A 25,107-nucleotide genomic window follows, 5' to 3' on the forward strand; every position below is an offset into this window, starting at 1 on the left:
AGTCGGCCGGGGATTTTTATTTTATAAGTCTGCATTCGTTATGCATGTATTTCTTCTTCTTTTCTGGAAGCACTAAGTTTCAATACCTCCGTCGTACGGGTACGTGTTTTCGCCGCCAGTTCCGCATCTTTTGCAAGAGAGATTCCAAACGATGGGATCAGCTTTTTAAGTTGCTGTTTCCATTCAGGACTTTGTGTTTCTTTTGCATAACAACGGTGGATCAGGTCAAGCATGATCGAAACGGACGTGGAAGCACCGGGAGATGCGCCAAGCAAAGCGGCAAGTGAACCATCCGAAGCTGTTACCATTTCAGTGCCGAATTCCAGCACGCCACCTTCTTTTTTATCCTTTTTAATTACCTGAACACGCTGACCGGCCTTTTCAAGATCCCAATCTTCCAGCCGCGCCTCAGGCATATAATCCCTTAAAGCTGCCAGGCGATCTTCTGGCGACTGTCTCACCTGATCGATCAGATATTTTGTCAAAGGTATGTTGTGTATACCGGCGGCAAGCATTGGCTTAATGTTGTTCAACTTGATCGAACGCGGGAGATCAAGGTACGAACCGTTTTTCAGGAACTTTGTTGAAAAACCTGCGTAAGGTCCAAAAAGCAGTGCTTTTTTACCGTCAATTACCCGGGTGTCAAGGTGAGGGACAGACATCGGAGGAGAACCAACCGCAGCTTTTCCATAAACCTTTGCCTGGTGACGCTCAACGATTTCAGGTTTGTTACACACCAGCCACTGTCCGCTCACAGGAAATCCTCCAAATCCCTTACCTTCCGGGATACCGGATTTTTCCAACAAAGGAAGTGAACCACCACCGGCCCCGATAAAGACAAACGGTGTTCTTACTTTTTGAGATTTTCTTGTCTCTAAATTTTTGACAGCAATCGTCCATGTGCCATCTGATTCATGATTGAAATCTTCGACTTCGTGGTTCAGGTAGAGATTTACACCGTCCTGTTTTTCAAGATAATCAAAAATATTTCTTGTCAGTGATCCGAAGTTCACATCCGTTCCGAGTTCCATACGAGTTGCGGCAACCGCTTCGTTTGGATCTCTTCCATCCATAATCAAAGGAACCCAGCTTTCAATTTCTGAATTGTCTTCGGAATATTTCATTCCTTCGAATAAATGGTGAGCAGTAAGTGCTTCAAACCGTTTTTTTAGATAGTCTACATTCTCAGTTCCCCAAACAAAACTCATGTGAGGAATGTGGCGGATGAATTCTTCCGGAGACTCAATGATTTTATTTTCTACAAGATACGCCCAGAACTCTTTTGAAACTTCAAAGGATTCGGCGATTTTGATAGCCTTTGATATTTCGACAGAACCGTCAGCGTTTTGCGGCGTATAATTCAGCTCACAAAATGCAGAATGTCCTGTTCCTGCGTTGTTCCAGGCATCAGAACTTTCAGCAGTCACACGGTCCAGTCTCTCAAAAATAGAGATTGTAAAAGCAGGATTTAACTTTTTTAGTAAAATGCCCAGCGTTGCACTCATGATACCGGCCCCAATCAGTACGACATCAGGAGTAATCGATTTTATAGATTTTATGGTACTCATTGTGTAAGAAAGAATTATAGTTCATTAGGCATGTCAGCCCGGAAAAATCCAAAATCTCTTTAATGAACAATATTGCTTGTACGAATTGTTTCCAAAATAAGCCAATTGAAAAAATAAATTAGTCTATCAGTGAAAAGTTCTTTTTTAAGATCAATTAAAACATCCCAGGATTCTATTAATTTCCGGACAAAAGTATATTTTAAAAAGTTTAGCCACAAATAAAAAAATGTTGCCAGAATTAATCTGACAACATTTTATGTAACCTGTATTTTTATGTCACTGAAAATATACAAACACTTTACTTAATTTTTAACTATTTTATATACTTCATCATTGATCTTAACCAGATATAAACCCACCGGATAATTTGTCATATCCAAAGAGTAAAAGTTAGATTTTACAAGAACAGAATTTAAACTGATACCAGCAGAATTGAAAATTTCAACTGAGTTTATTTCTATTTCTGACTGAATGGTTAAAAAGTCCGTCACAGGGTTTGGGAATATTTTCATAGCCATTTCCTGTTCAACTTTAACGCCAATAATCCGGCTGAATTCAAACGATTCGTCCATATCAACCTGTCTCAACCGGTAATAGAAAATTCCCTTCGGTAAGGCATTGTCAAGGAATGTATATTGTTTTTCCGAGTGGGAATCACCCGCTGCCATAACCTTTCCAAGTGCATTAAAATTGATTGCGTCAGTACTGCGCTCAACTACAAAATGTGATGCATCAACTTCTGATGATGTCGCCCATTCCAAAGAAACTGACTTGCCGTTGGAGCTTCCTGAAAATCGAGTAAGGGTGACTGGCAGTGCGTTGCTGTTTACGCTAACAAAAAAACCACCGGGGGCATTCATGTCGAAACTGATTTCCCAGCTGTTGAGCGTTGCATTCCATGTGATGTTAGAAGGAGTTATTTCAGTACGGCTTCCACTATAACTTCCGAGAGATCCGTTTGATGAGGTTCCCTGAAACTGTACGACCCGCAAATGGTCTTTTCCGGCCTGATCCGTTGGGTTTTTTGGTAATGGAATGTTGTTATTGAGATTATAGGTATCAAATTCTGACTGTAAGGCATAAATCACAACCTTCGAATTCAAATTTGATTTGTCTGTTTTTAAATCAAAATGGCGCTGTAGATATTTGTTGTTAAGATAGGTGCCTGGAGTCGCATCGATAATTGCCTTCGTAGTCAATGTTCCGTTTATTAAACCTGAATTTGACTGCGGGGCAATGGTTGCAATAATTCGACAGTCACTTCCTAACAAGTTATTTTTAGCGTTATAAATTACCTGCTGCGCCAAATCATTATTTTTGGCAATGGCAGTCGGCGTCGTGTTAACAGGAATCCGCAAAGTGGGCGACAAAACAGTATTACTCAGATTGTCTGTAACTTTAAGTTTAAAATCTCCCGAGGTCGAAGTAAATTGTTGGGTACCTGACAAAGTATTGTTGCAATTGTTTGAGGATAACCAAGTGTAATTAAGCCCGCCGTTGGGAGCGTTAAGAGTCACATCAGCTGTTTCTGAACGAAATACAGAAACATTCGGGGGAGGAGTAGCCGAGTAGGGTGTGGATTGCGTAAAAAAGTCGGGATTCAGTTTTTCTGCCCACCAGTTAGCCAGGCTTATAAGTCCCGGGCCTGAGAAGTGAACCTCATCCCTTCTGTAATTGATATCATAAAATGGATCCGTTTCAGGACCTGCAAAAACTCCGGGTAATTTGTAAGCCGGGTTTGAACCATTACTGCCAATTCCTATTACGTCGTTCTGTGCGTCAATAACAGGCTGCCAGGTACGCGTGGTTCCGTTAACATTAAAACGGGATACTCTGGCAACAACCCATGCAAGATTACTTTTCCCGGATAGATTACGGGATGCCTGAATTACATCACGAATATCTTTCAGATAGTCAGCCTGTGTCCGGTTTGCAAGATTATCAGTTTCTCCCTGATGCCACAAAATTGCCCGCACGCCCAGCTGAGCCACGTAGTTATTCAACGTTACACGCATGTGGCCGAAAGGAAGACCGGTAGGAAATGTGTAGCTGAATTCACTGGTTGTAACACCGTTCGGATTGATTGTCTCCTGCCAGTTTTTTATTCCTGTACTGGACCATCCAGCGTTAAAAATCATTACCGGAACCTGTAATTTTTCTACCATCTTATCCCCAAAAGCTCCCCAGCACCAGGCGTAATTTCCAAAAGGAGCCGTTTTTGTTTCTGCATCCAGGTGAACAAATTCCGGGCAAGGAAGTTTGATTTCCGAATAGGGTGCAATCCCGGAGTAGCCGTTTGCATTAAAATTCTGAAAATTTACACTGTTAACGCGGTCGTCAGTGGAGCCTGGCCCGTTCGGGTTGTCGTCGCCACCGGTTGCGTTGGATTGTCCGGCAACAACAAACACTTCTCCCACACCTACATGTTCGACAGTACTTGTCCCCACAGAATTATTGTCCAAAATGGCTCTTACTTCAAGTTTATACCAGCCACCACTGACGGGCATGGTACCGTAAAAATTACCGCCAACAGGATTATTTTGAATAACGGCCCATCCTCCGCCGGAAGGAGCTTGAACACCTTGTCCGGCAGCCCGGGGAACAAATCGTGCTTCCACGCGATCAACGCAACCTGAGAAAAATCCTGCAACGGTAAGTGTCGCCTGGTTTGAATTATCACGTTGGAAAACAACGCGGTCGGAAGGAAATGTTACTGAGATTTGGCCAAAACTGATTTTTGAAACACAAAGGAGGATAACAAAAACTTGTAGAAATTTTAATTTCATAAAAATATGTTGATCAGGATTTTACATAACGCAAAGGTTTCCGTTGGGCAAATCTTTGCAAATTGAGTATATAGGTGATTATTATTTTGGGAATACTATTATTTGATTGACAATGGAAAAAAACTACAACCTTTTTCCATTACAATGGCTTTACCATACCCGCCGGCTGAATTTGATAAGGGGCGTATTTCGGATGTTGGTCCAGGACAGATCGTTAGATTTGCACTTGCAGTTAATGACTTGGGTAATTGTGCATATCCGGCCTGGCTTAGTTTGGCAATGCCCTGAGGCACAGTGACTTTATTGTCACTGGTGCTAATCAGATTTATTACATTGGTTAGAGAATTGTTGCCGAGAATAACCTTCGCTCCTCTGGATTCAATCCTCAATGTTCCTATGGAGACAGTCCCGTTATTGATAAAAGTGGAATTTCCTCCTGCCATATTTAGTTCGGAAGATCCCCAGTCCATTTTACTCTCAGTATTCTCATTAATGACATAATTGTTTCCGCCTGTCATATTCACTTTACCCATATACGTAATTGTGCCGCTATTGCTTAGGGTTAAATTCTTGAGCGACATCGGAGGCAAAAGTACATAACTTGACTTTGTAACCAATATTTTACCACTTTCTATTGGTAAATTATTAATTCTGACATTTCCATCAATTAGTAGTGTTCCACCTTCTAAGGTCAGATAGGTGATGGTTGTGTTTCCTGTGACACATCTCTTCTCGCCTTTTTTGATTACAGCATAGTCCTTTGCCGGCTCACAATCAGAAGAATTATTAATTTGTGCTTTCCCGGGTATTGGCAAAAGCAAATGAACAAGGAGAATTATCGTAAAGCTCTGAATAAGAGCTTCGGGCAATGAACGAGGAATTGACATCCGGATTAAGATTTTAGTGTGTGTGTTTGGAAAGGGATTGATACCTTACAGGTTTCTTCCTGTAAAGTTATTGATTAAAAAAATATTATTCGGTAGAATAAGATCGACGGTATAGTAGAAATGAATCGACCTAGATGGTCCTGATATTCTGGATTTATGATGCTGGTAGCCTGGATAGCTACCAGCGTTTTACAGCTTGCTCAGATTTTCGAGCTTATGGAGGAGGGTTTTGATGTGATAAACGATGGTGGATGTGTGTATAGATCTGCCATCAAAATTAGAAGCATATTCGACCGTAAGCAATCACCCATAATGGGGGATTTTGTATTTTACATAGTTTAGATCCGTGAAAATGAAGAAGCTATGCTTAATTTTGTAATGCCAAAATTGAAAGTATGATCCCAGAAAAACTGATACATTATTTCCTGACGCCAGCCATGCGTAACCAACTGCATCCGGAATATGATCAGGTTCGGACCATTGTCAGCGGTACCATTGTCGCGACGGCACTGTTGCTGATTTTGCCAATTCCTTTGTTCTTTTTTCCGCCTACGCTCGTCGGTTATTATGTGCTTGCTTTTTTAGGAATTTGTACTTTGCTGTGTCTGAAATATTATGGGGTTTATTGGCCGCCGTTGGTTCTGGCCCTTATGACAAGTTATTTTGTTATTATAAGAGATACGCTGGAAACAGGTGCCATCGATTCACCGGCTGTCACAACACTATATCTTGTATTACTGACTGGTTTTTGGTTTAATAGAAAAATTGGTCTTGTCATGATCGGATTGAACATTATCGCGATAATGATTATCTATTACGCTGTACCTGAAGCCACTGCTCAGAGTTCGTATGCTGCGGTATCACATATTGTTCTGACGATTTTTTTTGGGGCCTTCTTTTGGTTTGTTCAGGAACAACATGACGCGGCCCGCTTGCAGATACGTGAGCAGCAACATATCCGAATTGACTTATTGAACAGGGCGGTAAAAGACCGGACGCAGCAACTGTCGACGATGCGTCAAAATCTGGCGAGTGATTTTCATGATGAAACAGGAAATATGCTTTCAGCGGTTACCCGACAGGCGGCCATGCTAAGGTTAAAATTGAAAGACCACCCGGCTGTCATTCCGATCGTTGATACAATCATCGCAAACAGCGATCAGTTGTATGCATCCAGCAGAGACTTTTTATGGAGTGTTAATAACAACAGCGATGACCCGCAGGAGCTTTTCGCTTATCTCACCTCTTTTGGTCAGGTGTTTTACAACCAGTTTGATATTGCCTTTTCTGTTCATTCTGCGATCAATTCCGGAAATGAAGCTGCTCAGTTAGAGCCTTTCGCCTCAAGACATATTATCTTCATTTTTAAGGAAGCCATGACAAACGTGGCAAAACATGCCGGAGCGACGGAAGTGGTTCTGGAGATGGCCGTTTATGCAAAACATGTCAGCATCGCTTTAAGAGATGATGGCAAATGGAAAGAGCCTGATGCCGGGATGCAGCATAACGGGCTTTTGAATATGCAAAAAAGGAGTAAGGACAACGGATTTAAGCTCAGCATTTGTGGGAGTCCGCAGGGAACCAGGTTGCAGCTGGATGCTCCTGTTCATTTTACTATTATTGAATCGTGATAGTTTCAGCTATGAAAAAGAAAATAATTATTATCGAAGATAATTGTTCAATCCGTGAAGGGTTTAGCGCGGTGCTTGATACCGTTGAGAATTATGAAGTTGTAAATTTATATGGAAACTGTGAGGACGCGTTGGCAAATTTATATAACGATAATCCTGACCTCGTATTAATGGATATTGAGCTGCCAGGAATGGATGGTATCGCCGGAACTACCAGAATAAAAAAGCAGCTTCCTAATTGTATTGTGCTCATTATAACCGTATTTGAAGATAGTGAAAAGGTTTTCCGATCCTTGTGTGCAGGAGCTGGCGGTTACATAGTCAAAAACTCTAACATATCAGAAATTGTACAGAATATTGATGAGGCGCTAGCCGGCGGTGCTCCGATGAGTTTATCCATTGCAAAAATGGTTGTTCAGTCTTTTCGCCAGCAGCAGGATTCACCTCTGACAGAAAGAGAGACAGAGGTTTTGCAAAGTATAGCCGAAGGTAAAAGTTATTCTAAAATCGCACTGGACCTCTTTGTTAGTAAAGAAACCATCAGGACACATATCAAAAATATCTATCGGAAGCTGGAAGTATCCAGTAAGGCAGATGCAATAAAAATTGCGAATTCAAATAAATGGGTGATAGGGAGACCTCTATAAGCCGATGTCAAACACCGCCTGGCATCGACTTATGAAGCAAATTAAGCCAGATTAAGCCAATATACTTTGACGTTCTTCAAGATACTCAACTAGGCTTTTTAACGTAACAATTTTAGAGTAATCTTCATCGGGAATTGCGATATTAAATTCCTGCTCAACCTGCATCATCAGATCAACCGTATCCAGACTATCAAATCCCAGATCTTTAATAAAATTGGCATTGTCTGAAACCGCGCTGTTATCAACGCCAAAATTATTTAGTATTTTAATAATACGTTCTCTCATGATTTCTCTGGCTAATGTGTAAGATTTACAATTTTCATGGACTACTAATTTTCGTATGAACGAAATTAATGTAGGATTAGTACCGCTAAATAGTGCAAATCGTTCAGTTCATGTCGAATAATTTATTTTAACCTCGCCCTGAAATGGGTAGGGTGTCTTCACACGTACATTTAGAACTGGACTGAAACTGTAAAATTGATGCTCGTAGCTAGAATTTCTTTAACGCAGACCAGTAGCATATAGCGATTAAAGAATAAAAAGTTATTAAAATTTGGCTTATAGCTACTACAACTAATAGGAATATATTTTATTCAAATTTGTCATATTATTTGTGTAGGAATATTTCAAATATTAGCTTGCTTACCAAATCTCAACTTATCAAATTCTTCTTTCGATTTAACCGGTGATTAATTCACAGGCATAGGCGTGTTTAACTTTTACACACCTGCCCTTCGAAAAATCACCTTGAAAATCATATTGTCGAACTGTGGATGCACACCTGAATCGTGCAGCAGAAGGACAATGTCTCATTTTTAAATTTTCTGGTATATCCAAGTATAAAGAAAAGATCCGTGATCCGGCAGACTGGTGATCCGGCAATCCGGCGGCCCCCGAAAAGCCTTAACAGAGTAGGGATACTATTTACATACATTAATAAAATGAAACACAGTTATTTACAGTTCAAGAGAAGTGCTTTTTTATTTCTTATTGCGTCAGCTTTATTTGGAAAGGTTAATGCACAAAGCGATTCTTTGAGATCAGCACGCACGGATGGTACGTTGTCTTTTAATGGTACGGTTACGTATGATGGTACTGGAGCGGGGACTGCTGGTGAGTATGGGACATTCTTTGGTAATTACGCGGGCCGAATTAATACTGCAGAAAAGAATTCCTTTATTGGCGGTCTGTCGGGTTATTCAAATACAACTGGTAGGTTCAACACTTTTTTAGGATACAAGGCTGGTTATAGTAACTCTACCGGAAAGGAAAACACTTTTCTTGGGACTGTTGCAGGCCAGAATAATACTACTGGTAATTATAATGTTTTTTTGGGTGGAACATCAACAGGAACTGCGAATACTACTGGTTCTGCGAACGTTTTTGTAGGTAATGCGGCAGGGGGGGTTAATACCACCGGGAGCAATAATACTTACGTTGGAACCGGAGCCGGTTTATATAATCCTGCGGGGTCAGACAATGTATTTTTAGGAATGAAAGCAGGAATGAACTCCACTGAAAGCAACAAATTAATTATTTCAAATACAGAAACGGTTAACCCGCTTATCTACGGAGATTTCACTGCTAAGAATCTAATCTTTAATGGTAAGGTGGGCGTCAATACATCTGTTTTTCCAGCGTCGGTTGGTGGGGCGGACGTAAGTGCTTATCAGTTATTTGTGAAGGGAGGAATTCTAACCGAAGAAGTTCGTGTGCGTTCAGGATGGGCGGATTATGTTTTTAAGGAGGATTATAAACTGAAACCACTTTCTGAGGTAGAGGATTTTATTTTAAGTCATGGACATTTGCCGAACATACCAAAAGCCAGTCAGGTTGAAAATCAAGGGCTGGATTTGGGTAGAATCTCTGTTTTGCAACAAGAGAAAATAGAAGAGCTAACACTGTACGCCATTGACTAGCAAAGGAAGATTGAACATCAAAAACTGCAATTGGATATTCTGGAAAGTCAGGTTGTTCAATTGAAAGAGTTGATCCAAAGTTTGATCGATAAGAAGTAATCATGCGTAATCGAACTATAAAATTCTTTGAAATGATGAAATGGATCACTGGAAATGAAAAAATCCTGCAACGATTGATGTTGTCTGTCATAGTCATGACTGGCATGGTTTGTATTGGGTTTGCGCAAACTCCATGGAGCGGGGTTTACGGTAATGAATGGTTAGCCGGAAAGTATGGGCAGGAGTGGTTGAAAATTAATGTTAAAAATAAGGGAATTTACAAGGTAACACTACCTGGTAATTTTCAAAACAAGGCCGCTTTTTTACATTTATACCATAGGGGAAAAGAAGTTTCTTTACTAAATGCCACGGCTACTGAAATTCAATTTTACGGGGTACCCAATGACGGGAAATCGGATGAATTGTTATTTTACTCTAGCAAAAACGAGCCTGATACTACTGCAAGGGTAAATACTTTTTTTAGTCTTTATTCTAATGAAAGTGCTTACTTTCTTACATATTCATCTGTTCCTGGAAAAAGGGCCTTAGTAATTGATAGAGTAATGGCCGATATTCCCTCCGAAAGCTATCATGTCAAAGAAGAAATTCAACTTTTTACTGATAACTACAGCTATAGTATTGACGATTCTTTCGAATCACCAACCGTTGCACCGAGCTACTGGATCAGTGAAAAGGGAATGACAAGCAAGGTTTATGGAAAACATAGTACCTTGACAAATCCTAAATTATTTGGTGATTTTTGGACAAAGTTTCCTATCCTTAATCTTTTTGGAAGTGCGGATTGGCAACCAACACTTGAAATTCTTGTATATGGAAGACTTTTGTCAGGTGAGAATGATTTAACCGTAAAAGTGGGCAAGGATTCTCTCACTGTTAGAGATTTAACTTTATCAAATCATATGATTTTCAAGGGGGTAAAGCCGATAAAAAGAGAATTTATTCTAAACGTCTCTTCAGATACCTTGAATTCAGATCTGCGTAACAATGGCTTTTTAAATGTTGGAATTTTTACAAATAAGATGGGAACGAACCCGGACCCACGTTTTTTTACTGTTGGTACCGGGATGTTTTCCCTGTCCTACGCGAAACTAAGATATCCACAGATGTTTTCAATGAATGGCCAAACCCCAGTTTCTTTTGAACTTCGAGCTACCAGTGATACGCTTAGTAAAGTCATTATTCCGGATGCACCAGCTAATGCGAAAGTTTTTGATGTAACAGATTTACATAAGCCACGGATTTTGAAAAGCTATGTTATTAATTCTGAGCTGAATGTAATGGTTTCAAGGAAGGTGAATAAATCACTGACATTGTTGGTTACCGATGATAGTCCGGTAGATTTATCTTCTAATACTACTACAGTGAGTTTCTCAGAGATCTCTCCCTCAGCGTATGACTATTTGATAGTTACCACGGATAATTTGAAATCTGCTGCGGAAGAATATAAGTCTTACCGGGGGTCATCACTAGGAGGTTATATGCGTCCGCTTGTAAAAGAGATAAAAGAAATATATAATCAATTTAACTATGGCGAGCCAAGTCCGGTAGCAATAAAACGGTTTGCTGATTACATGCTTTCAGGCGGTATAAGAGATAATCATAATTTACTATTGATAGGGAATTCTGTTACCATTGGAGACTCAATAACGAAAAATAAAGAACTGCCAGATCAGGTTCCGACTTTTGGGTATCCCGCATCCGATGTGTTATTAGTATCGGGTCTTGCCGGAGTACAGGATGATCTACCAGCCATTCCGGTTGGGCGAATCGGGGCGAACAGTCCTCAACAGGTGCTTAATTATTTGGCAAAAGTAATTGAGTATGAACAAGACACGACGAACAGGGAATGGAGAAAGAATGTATTGCATCTTACCGGTGGTGCGGACGTAGGTCAGCGAGATCGCATGAAGATTTTTATGAACACACAGGCCTCAAAAGTAACTTCGATACCGTTTTCTGGAAATATTGCAGCAAAATGGAAGCAAAATGCAAGTGCTTATCCTTCAGAATTTGTTGATATTAGTTCTGAGGTTAACACCGGAGTGGGTTTTATAAGTTACTATGGCCATGGTTATCCGGGTTATACAGAGCTGAATATGGGGAATGTCTCCGATGTCGGTAGGGGATATTCAGCTTCAAAAAAGTATTCTGTGATGTCCTTTGCAGCCTGTGGTGTTGGAAATATTTTCGTTAGTCGAAGCAATACGCTCGCTAAGGACTGGTTATTAACACCTAATAAAGGTTCGATAGCTGTAATTGGACTTTCCACTTACGGATGGGAATCTGTTGAAACTAAAAACATTCCTTTTCTGTATGAACATATTTTCAAAACTTCTGAGGAGGCCAGAGGAACTATTGGGGCAATTCTTCAAAAAGTGGGAGGTAATATGTATGCAGCCACAAATACTAATGCCGTCACAAACGTTAATTATGTGTACGACTATCAGAACAATATATCCAATGGCATCCATCAAAGAATTTTACTTGGTGATCCTGCACTTCAAATTTTGAGAACCAGTACTCAATGTAAGCCCAGTTTAAACGTGAGTGGAACTGTGGCTTCGGGAGCAAATGATCATAAACAGGCACAAAACTTTCTTATTGTAACAAACACGATTAATTCAGGAGCGGTAGCAAATTATCATGCGGGAACTGAGGTGTTACTTGCAGCTGGTTTTGATGCTTTGAATGGATCTGTTTTCCGTGGATATGTTGAGCCATGTTCTGGTAGTGACGATCCTGCTTCAAGAAAAGGAGTGGAGGTGGCAACTGATACGGTGGAAAACTTAATTGAGCCGGAATTAGCCGTATTCCCAAATCCGTCTAATGGGTTGATTAAGATAGGTTTGAAAAATATACCCGATGGTACTGTCGAAGTTTATGGGGCAGAGGGCTACAAATTTGTCAGTAAATCGTTTTATATGGAAAGAGAAGTTGATGTTAATATCAAAAAGGAAAAGCCAGGGCTCTATGTTATCCGGGTGATTTCTGGTAATAAAGTTTACACCAAAACGATTGTGAAGTTTTAATCATTTCTGTTTCACGCAATTCGGCCAGGATAACGCAATCTTATGTTGTTATCCTGGTTATTTTGTTTTAGTAGATTTTGGAAAAAGGAACAGACCAATTCAGTTACTCACAATGTATTTGATTGCCGGATTATCGGTGCCTTTGTCGAGGTTAGTTATATTAAAATTTTGAAATTCAGTTACCTTTAATATCACCAGGCGTCTTAAAATTATTGGTAAAAGTCGATTCTTTATCAGGAATGGAAGATGTACAATTATTCCAAAGGTTAATTGTAAGAATTACTTGTACAGATATTTAACTTGTTGTAATTTTATCCTCAATTGATTAAAATCTATTAACCGCTGTTTTTCTTTAATCTTAGGTTCTAAGCAATAGTATGGTTATTAATCAGTTAAATAGAAAATATCGTAACAAAACGGGTTCCACATTATGCACAAAAAATCTACTTTACAGGCAATCAGGCTGATCGTTATTGCAGCAATTGCCCTTTTTAATTTTACGCTCCCGATATCAGATGCCTTGGCGCAAAGCCCTTGGAGTGGGGTTTATGGGAATGAGTGGCTTGCCGGGAAATATGGACCTAATTGGTTAAAAATTAGTGTTAGCCAAAAGGGAGTTCATAAAGTTACGCTGCCTGCTGGGTTCCAAAATAAGGCTAATCAATTACATCTTTATCATAGAGGGACGGAAGTTGCATTAATAAGTGCAACTAATACTGAAGTTGAGTTTTATGGAGTTCCTAATGATGGTGCTTCGGACGCGCTCTTATACCGGCCCTTTACAGGAATCAGGGCGAATCCTTATTATAGTTGGTTTTCGGATGAGAGTAGTTATTTCCTGACTTATTTCGCATCACCAACAGAGCTAGCTGTCACACAGCAACAATTTACAGTGTCCGGCACCGCTGAGCCTTATCACTTACAAAGGGATATTACGGTATACTCTAATGACTATACCCATGACGAAACTACAAATCCTGCCAGTATTTCACTAGACAATAGTTTTTTTCAAGACGGAAAGGCGGCCACCGGTAATTTGATCTGGAAGTATCAACCAGATAGTAGATTCTTGACATACATAGGGGATTCTTTATTTACTTTTCCCTTTCAACTTAAGAATTTGTATGAGGATCCAGTATTGGAGCCTCAGGTAGAAGTCTTGATTAACGGAAGAACCTATGCCGGTGTCAACAATAAGGTGAGAGTATCTCGTGGGAAAACTTCCGGAAGCTTAGTATCGTATCCAAATTTCTGGGAATTCTCAGGATTTAATGCTGTTAAGAGACAATTCTCACTGAACTTTTCAACAGCGAATCAAGGTAGCTCCGATATTGACGCGAATGGTAATGGAGTATTTTCTTTGGCATGTACATTTGCCTCAAACTTTCTAACAGCCACCGGCGCTTTTTCAGTCACTTATCTGAAATTTACATATCCCCAGGGCTTTAACATGGCAAATACAAACTCTGCAACGTTTAATTTAATACCTTCCAGTAATAGCAGAAGTTTGGTGAGAATTACAAATGCGCCACTAAATGCGAAAGTATTTGATATTACAAGCCAAGATGCGCCTCGCATAATTCCCACGAGTTATGATGGAACGACATTAGTATTGATGGTTGATAGGATCGCTAATCAAGAATTAAATCTATTTGTGACAAATAATACTTTTCAAGTTGATAACTCAAAGATTAACGGTGTGACTTTTACAGAATATGCTCCTGCTAACAATGATTATCTTATTATAACAAATAGTACACTGCTTTCTGCAGCAAATAACTTCGCAAATTATAGAAGTTCGGCCATTGGAGGCGGCTACAGTACGCTGGTTACGCAAATTAAGGACATTTATAATCAATTTAACTATGGAGAACCAAGCCCTGTTGCTATTCGTAGATATGTTGATTATATGATTCGTAACAGTGTTCGCGAAAAACATAATTTGCTGCTTATTGGCCCTTCGACAACCATTCAATCAAAATTAAAACTACATAGAGAATTGAATGAAGAGGTACCTACAATAGGATACCCTGGATCGGATGTATTACTTGTTGAAGGTTTAACATCCGGTACTGCCGAGGTTCCTAGTATTCCGATAGGAAGACTATCTGCGACTACTACCATCCAAGTTGAGAATTATCTTCAAAAAGTAAAAGATTATGAGGGTCAGTATAATCAAAATTTAGATTGGAGGAAAAGAGTTTATCATGTGAGTGGAGGGTTAAAAGCAGGGGAAAATACCAGATTTGCCAAATATTTGTCCGACTACAACTCGTTGGTCACTAGCAGTCCGTTTTTGGGAAATGTAACTGCAAAAGTGAAGCCAGATGGTGACTATGGTTATCCATCTGCCGGGCTGAATATTCATTCGGAAGTTAATAGTGGTGTTGGAGCCTTGGTCTACTATGGCCACGGTAGCCCCACACAAACCGATTACAATATCGGATATATTTCAGATGGAACTTATAATAATACTGGCAAATATCCATTTTTATATTTTAATGGATGTGGAGTAGGGAATCTATTTAGCGGAAGGTTTTCGCCATATCCGACCTCAACGGATCAGATACCCCTCACTTCGGACTGGTTGCTAGGCCAAAACAAAGGTTCTATCGCTAATATTGCTAATAGTTACTATGCATTTGAAGAAGCATCGCATCAATATATAGGTGCGCTTTACCAGAACCTGTACAAAGCAAGTATGACAATAGGCCAGATTCACAAAGCTGCTGCTAAAATTATAATGGATAGGGGCAATGCTGGGTCGTATGATGTTGCTAGTAATCATCAGTCGTTGCTTCACGGTGATCCAGCACTGCGTCTTTTACTTGTATCAAATCCATTGCCTGTTGATTTAAAATCTTTTGGAGCAAAATTACTTGGCACTGATAGAGTTCAACTAGAATGGATAACTGCTTGGGAAAGAAATAACAGCCATTTCAAGATTGAAAGAAGTTATAACGCAAAGAATTTCCAAGAGATAGGAAGGGTTGAGGGAAAGGTAAATTCTGATTCTGAAAACTCTTACTCCTTTATTGATAGCGATCCAACTCCTGGTATTAACTATTATCGTTTAGTTCAGGTGGATGGAGTGGGCGAAGTTGGAAATGCAGTAGAAAGTAAAATAACTTATTCGAAGATCGTTTCTGTTGAATTGCCGAGCTTAGATAAACTTTATCTGTCACCAAATCCAACAACAGGAAGTAGTAAGATAGAGCATATGAAGTCAATGGAGATAAAATCCTGGAATTTGATAGACATCAAGGGTAATCTCCTTCAGACCAACGGTGTTGGTAATCAAGTTAATCTTTCAAATTATCCTGCTGGGGAATATATTCTAGAAATAAAAACTTCTAATGGTGATATTTTTAGTAAAAAGCTGATCAAGCAATAAGTAAAGGGGAGTTTCAGTTAAGCAGAATTAGTTGGAACTCCCTCAATGAATAATCAATGATTTATTATGCACTATATACCACTCTATCGGTTTCGCTTAACATTACTGTGGCTTGTTAGTCTATTAAGCACTACAATTTTATTTGCACAAGTTCCATGGGGCGGTGTAAACGGTAGCGAGTGGCTAGCTGGAAAATATAACCAGGAATGGCTTAAAATAAATGTCAAGACTCAGGCAATACACAGAGTAACACTTCCGGAGAATTTCAAAAATAAACAGGGGCAATTACACCTTTATCACAGAGGTGTGGAAATTGCTATGACCAGTATCTCTCCGACTCAAATAGAATTTTACGGAATTGGCAATGATGGTGCTTCCGACGCTTTACTTTACAGACCTTATACAGGTGTTAGAGCAAACCCGTATTATAGCTGGTTTTCTGATGAAAGTTCTTATTTCCTTACTTATTCAAACATATCGATTAAATCTATTGAAAAACAAGAAATTTTGTCACCAACTAGTGATGCGGAGCCTTATCATATTCAGGAAGAAATAGTAACTTATTCAGATGATTATACACACGATGAAAGGACAAACTTTGTGTTGATACCTTTGGATCAGAGTTATTTTTCTGCAGGCAAGGCTGCAACTGGAAAGCTAATCTGGAAAAGTAAAAATAGGGATAGTGTTATAATCGGAGATCCAATTTTTTCTTACCCTTTTCAATTAAAAAATCTAGTACGTAACCAAAATATTAAACCTCAGTTTGAAATACTTTTCAATGGAAGAACTTTTAGCAATAACAAAATAAAAATATCTATTGGAAAATCGGCAGAAAGCCTTGTTGATTATCAAAAATTCGTTGAGTTTTCAGGATTTATACCATATAAACAGTTTTTTGACCTTGATGAAAGTACCGGGTATGACGGCACGGGTAAGGGGCAGTTGCAAATAGAAACGGCAAAAGTTACAAATACGTTTAATACAACCGGAGCCTTTTCCGTTACTTATTTAAAGTTAAGATATCCGCAAAGTTTTGATATGTCTAATTCTGGCTCAATGGTTTTTAATTTGATGCCAACGAAAAGTCAATCTAGCACAATCATCATAACAAACGCGCCTCTGAATTCGAAAATATATGATGTTAGCGATTCCGAAAATGTTAGAATAATACCAGGGAATATGAGCGGGTCAACACTTAATACCGTAGTTGCTCGAAAGGCTAATGCTGCAATTAAGTTGTTAGTAGTGGCGGAAGCAACCACTGTACCTAACGACAAAGTCACACCAGTCAAATTTAATAACTTAGATCCATCTACATACGATTATTTGATTATTTCAAGCGATCCTTTGATTGAGGCAGCCAACAAATATAGTGAGTATAGAAAATCGGCATCTGGTGGAAATTATAAAGCTTTGTCATTAAAAGTAACTGACGTATACAATCAATTTAATTATGGAGAACCTAGTCCTGTGGCGATAAGACGCTTCACGGATTATATGGTCAGTAACGGGATCAGAAGTCAACATAATTTGCTCTTGATTGGTATCTCAACTACGATACAATCCAAGATGAGGTTAAACAGAGAATTAAAGGATGAAGTGCCTACGATAGGTTATCCCGGTTCTGATTTGTTATTAGTTGAAGGTTTAGGCGGTGTACCAGCAGATGTTCCGACCATACCAGTGGGTAGAATTAATGCTGTGAGTGTTGATCAGGTAAACAACTACCTTGAAAAAGTGAAATATTATGAATCAGATGCCGCTTCGCCAAGCTGGAAGAAAAGAATTCTTCATTTAAATGGCGGGAAAACTACCAGTGAGGTTCTGGAATTTAAAGCTGCCCTTTCCAGCTTGGTGCCCATAGTGGAAACCGGCGAGGTAGGGGGAGTAGTGGAGGCAGTAAGTAAACAAAATGCAAGTGCACCTACTGAAAAGGCTAACATATCTAAGCAGGTTAATGAGGGGGTAGGTATGATTTCTTATCTTGGACATGGGGATCCTACTATCACTGATTTTGATATTGGTTACATTTCTGACGCTACTAATTCGTATCAAAATTTTGGAAAGTATCCATTGTTGTATTTTAACGGCTGCGGTGTTGGTAATATTTTTAGCGGGAGGCATAACGCAAGCCCAACCGCCGCTGATCGTATTCCTTTATCTTCGGATTGGATAAACGGTAAGGATAAAGGATCCATTTCAATTATTGCTAATTCCTATTATAGTTATGCTGCTACATCAATAAATTACTTAAACAAGTTGTATAGCCTGATCTTTAATGAACCTGTTGAGACCCTTAGTATTGGACAGATTCAACAAAGGGCAGCCTTGGAAATTTTAAGTAAAAATCGAAGTGATTACGATGTGGCTAATATCCATCAGTCATTGCTACAGGGTGATCCAGCTGTTCAATTAGTAAGAGTAAGCAAGCCAGATCTCGCGGTTGATCGTTCGGAGGGGGTATTCATTGTTTCTGATGCTAATAATATCAGCATAGGAGAATCTAAGTTGATAAAGACTGGGATAATCGTTTCCAATGGGGGTAGGTATTTTAAGGAGCAGAAAGTTCCGGTGCAAGTTACCTACTTTTATAGTGATGGTTCGAAAGCAATTAAGAAGAACGATTATCCTTCAATAGCTTTTAAAGACACTCTTTATGTCGTAACGGATAATATTAAGCCATTAGCGCGCATTGAAGTTAAAATTGATCCAGACAATTTAATTAGTGAATTACTGGAAAACAACAATATTTCTGAGCTATTGGTAGATTGGGAATTAGCAAAAGCCAATTCGCTATATCCTGTCGAAAGTGCTAGGGATAATATAGCTCCTTTTGTAAATGTTACTTTTAATAATGTGAGAATTGAAAATGATGAAATAATTTCCCCTAAACCCGTAATTGATATTACATTAACTGACAATAATAGTTTTTATGCTGATACGACTTTACTTGATGTATTTATAAAAGCTTGCGGAGATGATAATTGTGATTTTAAGAGGCTTTCTTTTTTTACTAATGATATAAAAATTACTTCCTTAAATTCGAAATCATTCACACTAGAGTTTACCGGGTCTAATATGATAGAAGGAATTTATGAATTATTGGTCGTAGGGAAGGACATAGCAGGAAATAGCAATTCTCCTGGATACAGGGTTCGATTTTCGGTATCTGATGTTGCGAATGCTGTTGAGCTTATTGTCTCTCCTAATCCTGCCACGGATTATGTTCGTTTCAAGTTTAGAGGAGCTTCTGATGATATGAGGATAACAAATGTTCTGATATTTGATTTAAAAGGAAATATTGTAAAAGATGTTATTTTACCAATTGCGATTTCTGAGTGGTTTTGGATTCCAGATATAACTTCAGGGCTCTATTCGTATAAAATATTAACATCAAATTCAAAAAGTATCAAGCAGGTTTATAGTGGAAAAATTGCACTGATAAGATAATGTCGCTATGGATTATAAAAATCCTGAGATGAAACCATCCTTCTTCAATATGTCAAGCCAAATAGCAAGGTAAATTGTTTTAGTTACAAAATAATTTACCTTGTTATAATAATGAACTGGGAGATTATCTTTAACTAATATTTTGACACATTTGTCGAATTTACTTTTTTCCACGAAATCCCAGACTTCGTTATTGTAAGTCAGTAAATCTTGGCTTTGTTCGTAAAGTTTTAACGCAGTAATTCTACCATATAGACCAAAATTAGCTTTGCTTACTCTGGTTCTCACATTTTCGGGCAAAACCCCTTTCATAGCCTCTCTAAAATGCCCTCTTCGAAGTCCATTGTCATATTTAACTTCGCTAGGAACGAATAAACATAATTCAAAAAGTGACTTGTCGTAAAAAGGAAATTCATGATGGGTTCCATAATAATTATCCAGCGTATGAAATTGCTCATTGATTAGTACAGACTGGATTCCAAAAACACTGTCGTATTGGTTTGCATATATATCCTCAGTCCCTCGGTACAATGGAAATTGATAATTCACCTTCGATTGGGGGTCATGTGATACTTGTCTGGATGATATATTCGACGGTATACTAAAATATGTGTTCATTTTAGTCAAACCTTTTGCTATAAAGAATTGAAGTGGTATTTTAAAAAAACGAGATACTTTACCTACTAGTAAGGCTAATTCAAGGGTCTTTAAAGATTCTCTTTTTCTTAATAATAGTGCAAAAAGTAACTCTTTCACCAAATCTGACTCAGTTTTTTCATCATTATATCTTAGGCTTTGATGTGTAGGGGCAGAAAAAATTTCTTTAAGCCTATTCCATTTCCCCTCATTAAAAAGGTTGAAAATAAAATCTCCTCCGTAGCCGACTATTGAGTCGCCAGCGTGACCGCTAAATAATGTTGTGCAGTTGGATTCTAGGGCTGTGTGTATAACACTTCTATTCAAAGAAGAGCCATTTAGCATGTATTCCGGGTGCCCATATAGGGATGTGTGAAGAACGGAACTCTCGAATAAATTATCGAGTGGAGGGGTTATAATATGATGTTTTGAGTTAATATGTTCAGCAACGCTAATGGCAAAGTTGCTTTCTTCTGTCAAACTGGTACTGGTCTCTGCGTATATGGTATGAATTGAAATTTCAGGTTTAATCATTTTTATAAGACAGCATATTGACGAAGAATCAAGTCCGCCACTCAATGTAGATGCAACGCTGGTAGAATTTCTAAGTGAGTCTCTAACTGAACTTTTTAAAAGTACCTTAAATTCTTCTCCAAATTCCTCTTTACTTTTAAGTGGGACCCAACGTAAGGGATTAAATACCCAAAAATCAGTATAATAGCTATGATTTGGATTGATCAGCAGAGACTTTCCAGGCTGCGCATTTTTAATGTCATTGTAAAACGTGTCAGAAGAGTATAACGAGCCATCAGAGCTCCATTCTAAATAGTTATTTATACTGGAAATATTTAGGCTTCGATAAGATCGAACAATGTCCAATTTAAGAAGAGCCGTTAAACTGGATGAAAATGCAAAAAAGTTGTTTAAGATGTGGATATAATATAAAGGTCTTACTCCAAACAGGTCTCTTGTTAAGGTAATTTCCCCACTGTCCGCATCGTAAATAATTATTGACATTTTAAATGAAAAATATTCTTCTCTAAGATATTCTTCCAAAGCATATAATGAAGAAAAACCCACTGGGAAATTAATATCCAGTGGGTTTACAATTTCAAGATTGCTATCAGTTTTAATTACCAGTAACTGTTTGCAAAAACGACTTTTTTCTTCATCAAATAAGAAATAGCCCGTTTCAAACTTTCTTAATGTTAAGCCGCGTAATAAGCCATAATCAGAGAGATTATTACTCCTATTAAAACAAAAACAGCCTAAAATCATCAAGAATTAATTAGATAACATTTTAACCAATGTTTCCGCCGACCCCTTGAAAATCTGTACTTCCGCCTTTTTGACCGCGGGTCAACTTAGCAACAGATCCTTTTTTTAATAAAATAGGCTTAACATACGTCTTTTTCGTCTGTGTAGAGTGTAGATTAACCATTTTTTGCTGTTTTAGAAGTTTATTATAAATACGGTGTAAAATTAGCAGGTTTTTTTTTATTTCCAAATCTTGAGCTTTAAAATCCAGTCAGATTTGTAATATGAAAGGGAAATAACTGATAAGAGGTAACAATTAAACATTTTACACAAGAAAGAGTTTTACACAAAATGCTATTACTTTAACGATTAATTTTTGAATAATTTGTTGAAAATTTACATTGGGGTGGATGATCAATTAGTTCTTTCCATAACTAATGATAACTTTATTTCTTCTCTTCCCGGAAGCAATTATCTTGTAGCCTTCTAATTCTCCGTTGTTTTGTAAAAATTCAAAATCCGCTTCATTTTCAGAAATCAGTCCAACTCCCTCTGCATAATACTTTACTGCTAAATTATATTTTATAAGACCCGTCGTATCAAGTCGTTCCTCGACTTTAACCGTATTTTTAAATTCCTGATTGCCATAAGCAAATGGTACCCCGATCTCTTGATATTTTGACTTGTAGCCATAACGATAATCCTTGTCATTCAGATTAAAATACATAAATGCATTCCATTGCAAGTCTCGGCTTATCGGAAAAACCAATGGTACATTTATCTCATTATTTAAATCAACAACTATTTTGTCTGGCACGCGTTGAACTCTGTACTCTCTATTTTTTTGCCAGAATCCCGATTCGCTGGCTCGGGAAGAACGCGATATCGTGTATGTGTCAATACCAGATTGATCTGTTGTTAAACTGATTACTTCGTCTTTTTCTTGAAATGAGTTGACAACAGAATCTTTTTGTCCTGATGAGTAAATTACTTCATTAACTTGATAAATAGAAAATTGACCAATCGATAAAGGATAGTAGTCATAAGGACTTACAGATGACACAGATTTGTCATTACATGATTGAAATGTTAAAACGAAAAGGATTAAAGCGATTTTTAAAAATCGCTGATTACACTTTTCAGAGTAGCATGTGTTACTTTTCACTAGATGTAAGTATTTGATTTAATAATTTGCAAACAAAGAGTTAAATCCCTTAGCCAAGGTTTCTATTTTCTCAAAAAATTTCTTCTTCGCAAAGATAGTTACAATAATATTATCAAGCAGTTTATGAAATGTACCGTAACTGATTATTGTTGGTCCTTCCGCTCCGCCAACTTCTTCTTCAAAAAACCAACCAGAACATCCAATCCCGTATCAAAACGTGTATTGTTGTTGATAATCATATCAGCTTCTGAACGTAATGGCAGGATATATTTGTCATACGTTGGTGCCACGTGATGTTCCCAGCGATACAAAACATCATCCAGGTCATAACCCCGCTCGTTATTATCACGAATAATCCGCCTTTTTATTTTAACATGTTCTTTCGCATCAACGAATATTTTTAAATCAATAAGACGCGCAATATCTGGGAAGTAAAGAACGAAGATTCCTTCTACAATGATAATCGGGCGCGGCTCAAAAATTAAAATCTCTGGTTTGATTAGCGGATTATTAAATGTGTATTCTTTCTGCTGAACTTCACGGCCTGCTCTTAACACAGCAATATGTTCAGCAAAAAGATGATGGTCGATTGTTTCCGGCAGGTCAAAATTTTCAACCCCGTTTTCGTCTCTGGGGATTTCATGAATCGGGCGGTAATAATTGTCCTGGGAAATCCGGCAAACATCTTCAGGCGCGAAAGAGTCTATCAGGCATTTCATGAAAAAAGTTTTTCCGGATGCGCTGCCGCCTGTGATACCGATGATATAAGGTTGTTTTTCGTGGGGTGTCATTTTCGTTAATTTTCGGATTCGCTCCGGATTTGCACACAAGGTGTGATTTATGATTGTAGTCAGGTATGTTTAATTGATGATCGCAAGTTTCCCAGCTGTTTTCTCTTTTCTATCGGAAGATACAACGATTATTAAATAAATTCCGCCCCTTGCCCGTCTGCCAGTGTAATCATTCAAATTCCAGGACGCGGTTCCTCCTTGTGATCGCGTTTCGAAAACCAGTCTGCCGGAAAGGTCTGTTATTTTAACAATAGCATTATCGGTTAGTCCTTTAAGTCCAAGATTACCTTCAAATTCTGGTCTGACAGGATTTGGGAAAATCGTTACGGATGATAAATTTTCCTGCGCAATGGAGGCATCACTCCGGTAGACAACCATGCCGTTTGGCGTATCAACAAACAGCAGACCGGTTTCCGCCTCGAATGACAAATCTTTTATCAAAGTAGAAGGCAAAGGGCTGTTCTCAGACGTGAACTGTCTGAGAAGTTCTGTTCCATCCGCTGAAAACTGAAATATTCCAGTCTCAGTTCCAATCCATTTGCGATTTCCCGGTTCAACGACTATTGCGTTACAACGTTCGTTGGCAAATAATTTACGCTGGCCATAAATGGGCAAAATCGCATCCAGGCGCGAGCCGTTTAAAACCTCATCAGCGATAAAATATCCAATGCCGCGTTCACTGGCAAACCAGATCAATCCGTCCGTATCAACGGCCAGACTATGGATGATCGAAGAGGGCAAACCGCCATTTCCTGGTGCCACTGAAAGAATGCGCTGTTGATTGTTTAACGGATTTTTGACAGAAATTCCACCACCTAAATAAGACGGCAGTTTTGTCCATACCAATCCGTTTAAATCAATGACGGAAGAATCCATTTTGACAACGATAGTTGTATCTCCTTCGGAGGGACTGTAAGATTTGAAAGCTCCGTCTTTGTTGCTCAACAAACCTTGGCGTGCGTCAGCGGTCCAGAAATATGTGTTGTTTAATATTGACGAACCTAAAAAGTTAAATAAAGGATTTTCGTAAACATCAGGTTTTTCCTTCCCAATATCCAGAATTCTGTCTGATAAGGTAACAAGATTTTTGGAGAAGGAAATTGTCGGGCTCGAAGAAGCATACACCAATTCCCAGTTTCCATTTTTTCTCTTAAAAATCCCCTGACCATTTAGACCTGCATATAAATTGCCATTTTGGAAAGAAACGGAAACTGGCTTGTAAGGTGTTGAAATGGTTTTCCAGTTCGCAAAATATTGTCTGTTAATATTTGCAGACAATGACGTTCCGAGTAAACCGTAGGAAGTTGCGGCAAAAAGCGAATCATTCGTAAAAGTTATGTCAGTGACCTGTGCCTCGGTCCCATTTGCTCCGATATAACGATAATTTTCAACAACCTCTCTTAATTTAGGATCTGTAACGATAATCCCGAAACTGGTTGTCAGGTATGCCCTGTTTTCTCTAAAAAGTATTTTGCCGATTTTTTTATTGGCAGGAAGGTCAGGAGAATCCAGTAAAAACGGCCAGTTGATCACTTGTTCTGCTTCCTGATTTTCATTTAAATAAACAAGATCCAGATTTCCGTTACGATAGGCCAGCAACAGCAACTTTTCAGTGGAATCATATGCCATAGCACTGATCCCAACGTCATGCAGGCCGGTTGCTTTTGAAAAGATTGTAACCTGATCATTATCCGGATCGATACTAAAAAGTCCGTTATACGATGAACAGAAAATTTTGTTTTCAACTTTTAAAACTAACCTGGTGGAGCGGTAACTGAAATGCGTTTCCCAGGATCCAAGTGGGATATTTTGGGCGATCGAACAGGTATTTAAAAAACCCAAAAGCAAAAGCAGTTTAAAGGTGCGTATCATTCCGCTTCT

The 25,107-nt window shown here is 38.7% G+C and carries 15 protein-coding genes; 6 read left to right on the forward strand and 9 right to left on the reverse strand.

All coding sequences use genetic code 11. From position 1 onward, the window contains the following. Window positions 1–38 precede the first annotated feature (38 nt). The 3 genes from AC1XUO_RS27515 to AC1XUO_RS27525 all read right to left on the reverse strand — a co-directional run bounded on the left by AC1XUO_RS27515 (window position 39) and on the right by AC1XUO_RS27525 (window position 5,241). Complete coding sequence (locus AC1XUO_RS27515; RefSeq protein ID WP_483333053.1) at window positions 39–1,568, reverse strand: malate:quinone oxidoreductase; 1,530 nt, start codon at window positions 1,566–1,568, stop codon at window positions 39–41. 302 nt (window positions 1,569–1,870) lie between these two features. Continuing rightward, window positions 1,871–4,354: a T9SS type A sorting domain-containing protein gene (locus tag AC1XUO_RS27520; protein WP_483333054.1), complete on the reverse strand. Its 2,484-nt coding sequence runs from the start codon at window positions 4,352–4,354 to the stop codon at window positions 1,871–1,873. 98 nt (window positions 4,355–4,452) lie between these two features. Continuing rightward, window positions 4,453–5,241, reverse strand: coding sequence for a hypothetical protein (locus AC1XUO_RS27525; protein ID WP_483333055.1), 789 nt, complete (start codon window positions 5,239–5,241; stop codon window positions 4,453–4,455). A gap of 395 nt (window positions 5,242–5,636) precedes the next feature. Here AC1XUO_RS27525 and AC1XUO_RS27530 point away from each other — a divergent pair, with 395 nt between their 5' ends. Together AC1XUO_RS27530 and AC1XUO_RS27535 are read left to right on the forward strand one after the other, a co-directional pair. Next, window positions 5,637–6,872, forward strand: a complete 1,236-nt coding sequence (locus tag AC1XUO_RS27530; protein WP_483333056.1) for a sensor histidine kinase — start codon at window positions 5,637–5,639, stop codon at window positions 6,870–6,872. Window positions 6,873–6,883: 11 nt separating this feature from the next. Then, complete coding sequence (locus AC1XUO_RS27535) at window positions 6,884–7,519, forward strand: response regulator (protein ID WP_483333057.1); 636 nt, start codon at window positions 6,884–6,886, stop codon at window positions 7,517–7,519. A gap of 51 nt (window positions 7,520–7,570) precedes the next feature. On the opposite strand, the gene acpP is transcribed toward AC1XUO_RS27535, so the two are convergent. Next, window positions 7,571–7,804 carry an acyl carrier protein gene (gene acpP / locus AC1XUO_RS27540; protein WP_483333058.1) on the reverse strand — a complete coding sequence of 78 codons (234 nt, stop codon included), beginning with the start codon at window positions 7,802–7,804 and terminating at the stop codon, window positions 7,571–7,573. Between the two features lie 659 nt (window positions 7,805–8,463). Between acpP and AC1XUO_RS27545 the strand changes: the two genes are divergently transcribed. From AC1XUO_RS27545 to porU2 (AC1XUO_RS27560), 4 genes are all read left to right on the forward strand, one after another. Then, window positions 8,464–9,441 (forward strand): hypothetical protein, encoded by a 978-nt coding sequence (locus AC1XUO_RS27545; RefSeq protein WP_483333059.1) that lies wholly within the window; start codon window positions 8,464–8,466, stop codon window positions 9,439–9,441. Between the two features lie 131 nt (window positions 9,442–9,572). After that, window positions 9,573–12,530 (forward strand): putative type IX secretion system sortase PorU2, encoded by a 2,958-nt coding sequence (gene porU2 / locus AC1XUO_RS27550; RefSeq protein ID WP_483333060.1) that lies wholly within the window; start codon window positions 9,573–9,575, stop codon window positions 12,528–12,530. A 430-nt stretch (window positions 12,531–12,960) separates the two neighbouring features. Further along, the gene (gene porU2, locus AC1XUO_RS27555; protein WP_483333061.1) at window positions 12,961–15,924 is read left to right on the forward strand and encodes a putative type IX secretion system sortase PorU2; all 2,964 of its coding nucleotides are present in this window, start codon (window positions 12,961–12,963) and stop codon (window positions 15,922–15,924) included. Between the two features lie 66 nt (window positions 15,925–15,990). Then, window positions 15,991–19,377: a putative type IX secretion system sortase PorU2 gene (gene porU2, locus AC1XUO_RS27560; RefSeq protein WP_483333062.1), complete on the forward strand. Its 3,387-nt coding sequence runs from the start codon at window positions 15,991–15,993 to the stop codon at window positions 19,375–19,377. A gap of 12 nt (window positions 19,378–19,389) precedes the next feature. On the opposite strand, the gene AC1XUO_RS27565 is transcribed toward porU2 (AC1XUO_RS27560), so the two are convergent. The 5 genes from AC1XUO_RS27565 to AC1XUO_RS27585 form a co-directional block, all read right to left on the reverse strand. Next, the gene (locus tag AC1XUO_RS27565) at window positions 19,390–21,291 is read right to left on the reverse strand and encodes an asparagine synthase-related protein (protein WP_483333063.1); all 1,902 of its coding nucleotides are present in this window, start codon (window positions 21,289–21,291) and stop codon (window positions 19,390–19,392) included. 22 nt (window positions 21,292–21,313) lie between these two features. Next, window positions 21,314–21,454, reverse strand: a complete 141-nt coding sequence (locus AC1XUO_RS27570; RefSeq protein ID WP_483333064.1) for a lasso RiPP family leader peptide-containing protein — start codon at window positions 21,452–21,454, stop codon at window positions 21,314–21,316. 234 nt (window positions 21,455–21,688) lie between these two features. Beyond that, window positions 21,689–22,435: a hypothetical protein gene (locus AC1XUO_RS27575; protein WP_483333065.1), complete on the reverse strand. Its 747-nt coding sequence runs from the start codon at window positions 22,433–22,435 to the stop codon at window positions 21,689–21,691. 143 nt (window positions 22,436–22,578) lie between these two features. Further along, window positions 22,579–23,226, reverse strand: coding sequence for a uridine kinase family protein (locus AC1XUO_RS27580; protein ID WP_483333066.1), 648 nt, complete (start codon window positions 23,224–23,226; stop codon window positions 22,579–22,581). Between the two features lie 69 nt (window positions 23,227–23,295). Beyond that, window positions 23,296–25,098, reverse strand: a complete 1,803-nt coding sequence (locus AC1XUO_RS27585; RefSeq protein WP_483333067.1) for a PorZ beta-propeller-like domain-containing protein — start codon at window positions 25,096–25,098, stop codon at window positions 23,296–23,298. Between the last annotated feature and the right edge of the window lie 9 nt (window positions 25,099–25,107).

This window comes from Dyadobacter sp. HNCC25DJ186 (assembly GCF_056895235.1).